General features: G+C 58.8%; 3 protein-coding genes, 1 tRNA gene, 2 rRNA genes and 1 pseudogene. 2 read left to right on the forward strand and 5 right to left on the reverse strand.

The annotated features are described in order from the left end of the window. Positions 1-16 precede the first annotated feature (16 nt). The gene (locus PQ455_RS16110) at positions 17-937 is read right to left on the reverse strand and encodes a M14 family metallopeptidase (RefSeq protein ID WP_273687130.1); all 921 of its coding nucleotides are present in this window, start codon (positions 935-937) and stop codon (positions 17-19) included. A 309-nt stretch (positions 938-1,246) separates the two neighbouring features. On the opposite strand from PQ455_RS16110, the pseudogene PQ455_RS21085 reads away from it, so the two are divergent. Continuing rightward, positions 1,247-1,390: pseudogene (locus tag PQ455_RS21085) on the forward strand (hypothetical protein); the annotation flags it as partial. Between the two features lie 239 nt (positions 1,391-1,629). Next, positions 1,630-1,890, forward strand: a complete 261-nt coding sequence (locus PQ455_RS16115) for a cupredoxin domain-containing protein (RefSeq protein ID WP_273687132.1) — start codon at positions 1,630-1,632, stop codon at positions 1,888-1,890. A gap of 351 nt (positions 1,891-2,241) precedes the next feature. Here PQ455_RS16115 and PQ455_RS16120 read toward each other — a convergent pair whose 3' ends face one another. From PQ455_RS16120 to PQ455_RS16135, 4 genes are all read right to left on the reverse strand, one after another. Further along, the gene (locus PQ455_RS16120; RefSeq protein ID WP_273687134.1) at positions 2,242-2,625 is read right to left on the reverse strand and encodes a hypothetical protein; all 384 of its coding nucleotides are present in this window, start codon (positions 2,623-2,625) and stop codon (positions 2,242-2,244) included. A gap of 336 nt (positions 2,626-2,961) precedes the next feature. Beyond that, positions 2,962-3,038: transfer RNA gene (locus PQ455_RS16125), tRNA-Met, on the reverse strand. 140 nt (positions 3,039-3,178) lie between these two features. Further along, positions 3,179-3,293: ribosomal RNA gene (gene rrf, locus PQ455_RS16130) — 5S ribosomal RNA — on the reverse strand. A 112-nt stretch (positions 3,294-3,405) separates the two neighbouring features. Next, positions 3,406-6,196: ribosomal RNA gene (locus PQ455_RS16135) — 23S ribosomal RNA — on the reverse strand. Positions 6,197-6,395: the final 199 nt, after the last annotated feature.

Genomic DNA, 6,395 nt, shown 5'->3' on the forward strand with positions numbered 1-6,395 from the left:
TATCGCCGATCCCGCTTCAGGGGTGGGCAATCGCATAGTCAAGACCAGCACATAGCGCGGCCACCTGAGCCCGAACGCACTCTTCCGGCGTGGTACGTGGACTGTCAGGATAGACTTCGGTGATCGTCGTATAGCGCGCGCCCGTGATGGACGTGCAGAGGCCCAATTCCGCCAGCGGATAGGCGATCACCCCCTGCGCCACGATTGGCGAGCCGATAATCTCGCCTTTCGCATCAGGCGGTGCAATATGGGTCACCTGCGCTACGGCCGCGATGACGGCCTGCTGGAACGCCGGCTGCGGGTTTGCGCTGTCGTCTACCAGATAGAAACCGTCGGGCACTTCGCCCGGCTCGAACGCTTTTCCATCCCGTGCGGCGAGCGCCGGGCGAAACTCCCTTTCATCGCTGTCGGTCGTCTCGTGCAGATCGATATGGAGCAGAAATCCGGCCTGCGTGGTGCCGACCAACGCCATCAGCGCGGCAGCCTCCCGCGCAGGCGAGTTCGCGTGAAAACTGCGATTGGGGTCGATCGCGTCATGGTTCCAGCGACTGACCCGCTCATACGCCCATGGGCTGACGCATGGCACGGCCAGAAGATTGACCTTGCCGGCGTAACGGGCCGCGCGGGTTTCCAGGAAGTCGAGAACGCCCATTACGCCACTGGTTTCGTAGCCATGAACCCCGCCTGTCACCAGGGCGGCCGGCAGCTTGGGATCGAACGCCCGGCTGCGCAGTGCGTAGAGAGCATAAGCGTCATCGCCATAGTCGAGTTGGCCATAAGCGATCTCGTCATAATGCTCAGCCAAAGCCCTGATGCGCGAGACGATGTCCGCGTCGTAGCCGCGCTGGCGTTCCTGTCGCGCCCGCCACTGATTTCGTGCGTCTTCATCCCACGGCTCGCCCAATGTGCCGATTGGATATCTGGTCGGGATCGTCATGGTGGCCTTATAGGCAAGCTGGAAATACAGTCGATGGGCTGCCGGATAGATTGGGCGCGTGATCGTCGCCGCAAGAAAGGGCTGCAACACCAGATCGCCGGCCGATCATGCGTGCGCAATGCGCACCTAGTCATACGAGTCTCGGTATGCCCATCCTGATCTCCCAAGCTTTTGTTGAGCAATTCCTTCGTCGTTCACCGGCCGACGAAAAATCGTTTGTCCGGATATCGGCCATCATCAGCGGGAATTCGAAGATGCTGGCGGGATCAGTCCCTGCTCTGACACACCCAGGCTCTGCCGGCGACTTTGATGGCGGGCCCGTCACCGTCCACTGCGGCTCGAAATCATCGCCCGCAAGCCAACGCATTGGGCGTCAGCGTTCCGGGCATCGAGCCGCGCAGTCGCTTCACCTACGAATTCCCGCTGATCCAGAGCGGGACATACCGGTATCACAGCCGTTTGGGGCATCACGAACAGATGGGCCATCATGGGTTGTCGATCGTCGACCCGCAGGATGCCGATCCGATCCCCTCGACCGGGGCGTGTGATCATGCTCTCCGACCGGAACTGCCGCCGGCTGGATGCCTTGTTACTGGAGCGCAAGCAGCAGAGCGGATATTTCAACCGGCAGGAACAGACGCTGGCCAGCATGATGGCCGTCCGGCGATCGCCGCGACTGGAGCCGGGCGCGAATGGACCCGACCGACATTTCCGACGTCACCGGATCGACCTGCACGTTTCTCGTCAAGGGCGATGGCCCCGCCGACAACGGGATGGGCCTGTTCGAGCCCGGGGAGCGTGTACGGCTGCGCTTCATCGATACCGCGGCGATGACCATGTTCAACATCCGCCTGCCGGGGCTCAGGCTCACCGTCGTCGCCGCCGGCGGCCGGCCTGTTTGCCCGATTGAGGTGGATGCGTTCCAGATCGCCATTGCCGAACATACGATGTGATCGCCGCGCCTGCCGAAACGCGTGCCTATGCGCTCGTCGCCGAAGCGGTCGATCGCTCCGGTCTCGCCCGCGCGACACTGAACGCCGCGCCTCGGCAAGGCCGCACGCTGCCGCTTCCCGCAAACGTCCGCTCGCCACGATGCGCGACATGGGCATGGCTTGCATGTCGATCAAGGAGATGGTGGTATGCCGATGGCGATAGGCGGCCAGCGCAACCCCCCGCCATGCCGCCCAATCCCGGCGTCCAGACGATCGCACCGTTGGCGGCCGATGGCACCTCCCGAGCCGGGCCAGGGTCAGCCGGTCTCGATCAAAAGCTGCTGGTCTATCAGGATCTGGTAGCGCTCAGGCCTAATCTCGATCGCAGAATGCCGTCGCGTGCCTTTGAAAAACACCTGACCGCAATAGGGAACGCTGGATGTCGGTATTCAGCGGCAGGCGTTCAGCGCAATCGCCAAGGGCGAGATCACCCGGCTGCATGTCGGCCTCAAGGGCACGATGGACGCCGAGCAGTTGCGGCCATCCGCGCGCAAGACCCGCAACGCTATCGCCAAGCGCTTCCGTGACGGTCACAATCGGTGCGGGTCCACGAGTTGGAGGAACAGGTTTCTGGCGTCGATGCGCGACGACATGATGCAACCCGACATCGTCGAGACCTTCATCGCCGAGTATATCGTCGAGCGGACCGGCCGCGCCAATCGGCGGTACGCCGACCGCGAAGATCGTGAGGCCCAACTGGCCGAGGCGACAGCCCGCATCGCCCGGCTAACCGCAGCGATCCTGATGGGCTGGACGCGTCAACGTTCGCCGACGACTTCTATTGGATGGGGCGGCGAAAGGCGGACCGGGAGCGGGAGATCGAGGCGCCCAGGGACGAGACCTCACCCGCCCTGCCCGATCCCCGCCTCGCTCGGACCCACCGACAGGAGGTTGGGCACCTGCTGGCGACATTCTGGGTAGTGTGGGGATCTGGCGTGTGGTTCGGGGGCGGGGAGGCACGGGAAGGGGGCAAGAGAATACCGCCGCAGGAGGGCCTGGGGCGGTTTGGGGTAGTGTGGATTTGGGAAGGATTGGTTGCGGGGACAGGATTTGAACCTGTGACCTTCAGGTTATGAGCCTGACGAGCTACCGGGCTGCTCCACCCCGCGACACTGGGTGTTTTCTGGAAGGGTGTTCCAGAAGGCCGGAAAGGCCGCCTTTGGCGGGAGGGATACTCCGGCTTGGGGCGGCCTGTTCAGGCTTCGAGATTGTGGATGGGTTCTGTGTGCACTGGTGCGCTGGCTTCAATGCCTGGCGGCGACCTACTCTTCCATCGCTTAAGCGATAGTACCATTGGCGCGGACAGGTTTCACGGCCGAGTTCGGGATGGGATCGGGTGGGTCACTGACGCTATGGCCACCAAGCAATGGGGCCAGCGCGGTGCGTTGGGTGTGAAATCGTGCGGGATCACTATGCTGAGGGTCAGCCACCTGTCGATGTCAGGGCGTTTTCAGTCCTGTCATTGATGGTGGGGCTCTCAAGCGCGAATAGAGCAATTAGTATCGGTTAGCTCCATGGGTTACCCCACTTCCACATCCGATCTATCAAGGTCGTGGTCTTCGACCGCTCTAAGATATCTTATCTCGAGGGAGGCTTCCCGCTTAGATGCTTTCAGCGGTTATCCCGTCCGTACATAGCTACCCTGCTGCGCCATTGGCATGACGACAGGTCCACCAGAGGTACGTTCAACCCGGTCCTCTCGTACTAGGGTCAACTCCTCTCAAATATCGACGCCCACGGCAGATAGGGACCAAACTGTCTCGCGACGTTCTGAACCCAGCTCACGTACCACTTTAATTGGCGAACAGCCAAACCCTTGGGACCTGCTCCAGCCCCAGGATGTGATGAGCCGACATCGAGGTGCCAAACAACCCCGTCGATATGAGCTCTTGGGGGTTATCAGCCTGTTATCCCCGGCGTACCTTTTATCCGTTGAGCGATGGCCCTTCCACGAGGGACCACCGGATCACTATGACCGACTTTCGTCTCTGCTCGACTTGTCAGTCTCGCAGTCAGGCTGGCTTATGCCATTGCACTCTAACAGCCGGTTTCCAACCGGCCTGAGCCAACCTTCGCGCGCCTCCGTTACTCTTTGGGAGGCGACCGCCCCAGTCAAACTACCCGCCACAGAGGGTCCCTGAACCAGTTTCATGGTTCGAGGTTAGACATCAGAAAACAACAGGGTGGTATTTCACCTATGGCTCCACGTCAGCTGGCGCCAACGCTTCAAAGCCTCCCACCTATGCTACACAGTTCTTTCCTAATGCCACTCTGAAGCTGCAGTAAAGGTGCACGGGGTCTTTCCGTCTAACCGCGGGTACTCCGCATCTTCACGGAGAATTCAATTTCGCTGAGCATGTACTGGAGACAGTGGGGAAGTCGTTACGCCATTCGTGCAGGTCGGAACTTACCCGACAAGGAATTTCGCTACCTTAGGACCGTTATAGTTACGGCCGCCGTTTACCGGGGCTTCATTTCGATGCTTGCACATCTCCACTTAACCTTCCGGCACCGGGCAGGCGTCAGACCCTATACGTCGTCTTGAAGCCGACTTAGCAGAGCCCTGTGTTTTTGCTAAACAGTCGCTACCCCCTGGCCTGTGCCCCCCATAAGTGCTTGCGCATATATGGGGCCTCCTTCTTCCGAAGGTACGGAGGCAATTTGCCGAGTTCCTTCAGTACACTTCTCTCAAGCGCCTTGGTATACTCTACCTGACCACCTGTGTCGGTTTCGGGTACGGTCTATAAGGTGGGGCTATTTCCTGGAACCACTTCGAAGCCCATCCAATCCGATAAGGATGAACAACACACGTGATCCGTCACACACCACCAGGCCCACGAATATTAACGTGGTTCCCATCGACTACCCCCTTCGGGCTCGTCTTAGGGGCCGGCTCACCCTGCGCGGATTAGCCTTGCGCAGGAACCCTTGGTCTTTCGGCGACAGGGCATCTCACCCTGTTTATCGCTACTCATGTCTGCATTCGCACTTCCGATACCTCCACCACCCATTACCAGATGGCTTCACCGGCTTACGGAACGCTCCGCTACCGCGTGGATAAATCCACACCCTAAGCTTCGGTGCGTGTCTTGAGCCCCGTTACATCTTCGCCGCAGGATCTCTTATTTAGACCAGTGAGCTGTTACGCTTTCTTTAAAGGATGGCTGCTTCTAAGCCAACCTCCTGGTTGTTTTGGAAATCCCACATGCTTTCCCACTTAGACACGACTTGGGGACCTTAGCTGTAGGTCAGGGCTGTTTCCCTCTTGACGACGGACCTTAGCACCCGCCGTCTGTCTCCCGGATATTACTCGTTGGTATTCGGAGTTTGGTTAGAGTTGGTAGATCTCGCGACCCCCGCATCCATCCAGTGCTCTACCCCCAACGGTATTCATCCGAGGCACTACCTCAATAGTTTTCGCGGAGAACCAGCTATTTCCCGGCTTGATTGGCCTTTCACCCCTAAACACAACTCATCCGGTAACTTTTCAACGTTAATCGGTTCGGACCTCCAGTGGGTGTTACCCCACCTTCATCCTGGTCATGCCTAGATCGCCGGGTTTCGGGTCTAATCCATCAAACTGAAGCGCCCTATTCAGACTCGCTTTCGCTGCGCCTACACCTAACGGCTTAAGCTTGCTTGATAGATTAAGTCACAGACCCATTATGCAAGAGGTACGCCATCAGACCCTAAAGATCCTCTGACTGCTTGTAGGCATTCGGTTTCAGGTACTGTTTCACTCCCCTCATCGGGGTGCTTTTCACCTTTCCCTCACGGTACTTGTTCGCTATCGGTCATGCACGAGTATTTAGGCTTAGAGGGTGGTCCCCCTATATTCAGACAGGATTACACGTGTCCCGCCCTACTCAAGTCCTTTGATCTCACTTTCGCATACGGGGCTGTCACCCGCTATGGCCGACCTTTCCAGGTCGTTCTGCTAGTTGAATCAAAGGCACTGGCCTGGTCCGCGTTCGCTCGCCACTACTTACGGAATCTCGGTTGATGTCTTTTCCTCCGGGTACTGAGATGTTTCAGTTCTCCGGGTTCGCTTCACCAAAGCTATGTATTCACTTCGGTGATATCCTTCCCATTTAACCCCAACCGCGGTTGCCCACGGCAGAGATTAAATGGTGAGGATGGGTTTCCCCATTCGGAAATCGTCGGGTCAAAGATTGCTCACACCTCACCGACGCTTATCGCAGCGTGCCACGTCCTTCATCGCCTGTGCATGCCAAGGCATCCACCAAATGCCCTTACCTCACGCTTGAGAACCCACACCACCAACGACAGGACTGAGCGAACCCACCGAAGCCTGCGCCTCGATGACCTCTCCCGCCTGACCGTCAGCCGTGTGGCTTATGCTCAGCATAGTAATCTTGTTGAACGCATCGCTCCCTCCGCCTTCCAACCTGGAAGTCAGGAGAAGCCGACGCATCCCGCATCGATTTCTAGAACCCATTCACAAT

It is taken from the genome of Sphingomonas naphthae (assembly GCF_028607085.1).
In the GTDB taxonomy this organism is placed as follows: domain Bacteria; phylum Pseudomonadota; class Alphaproteobacteria; order Sphingomonadales; family Sphingomonadaceae; genus Sphingomonas_Q; species Sphingomonas_Q naphthae.

Coding starts and splice junctions, on each gene's coding strand:
- PQ455_RS16110 (WP_273687130.1), bottom strand. CDS start 937: ATGACGATCCCGACCAGATATCCAATCGGCACATTGGGCGAGCCGTGG.
- PQ455_RS16115 (WP_273687132.1), top strand. CDS start 1,630: ATGGACCCGACCGACATTTCCGACGTCACCGGATCGACCTGCACGTTT.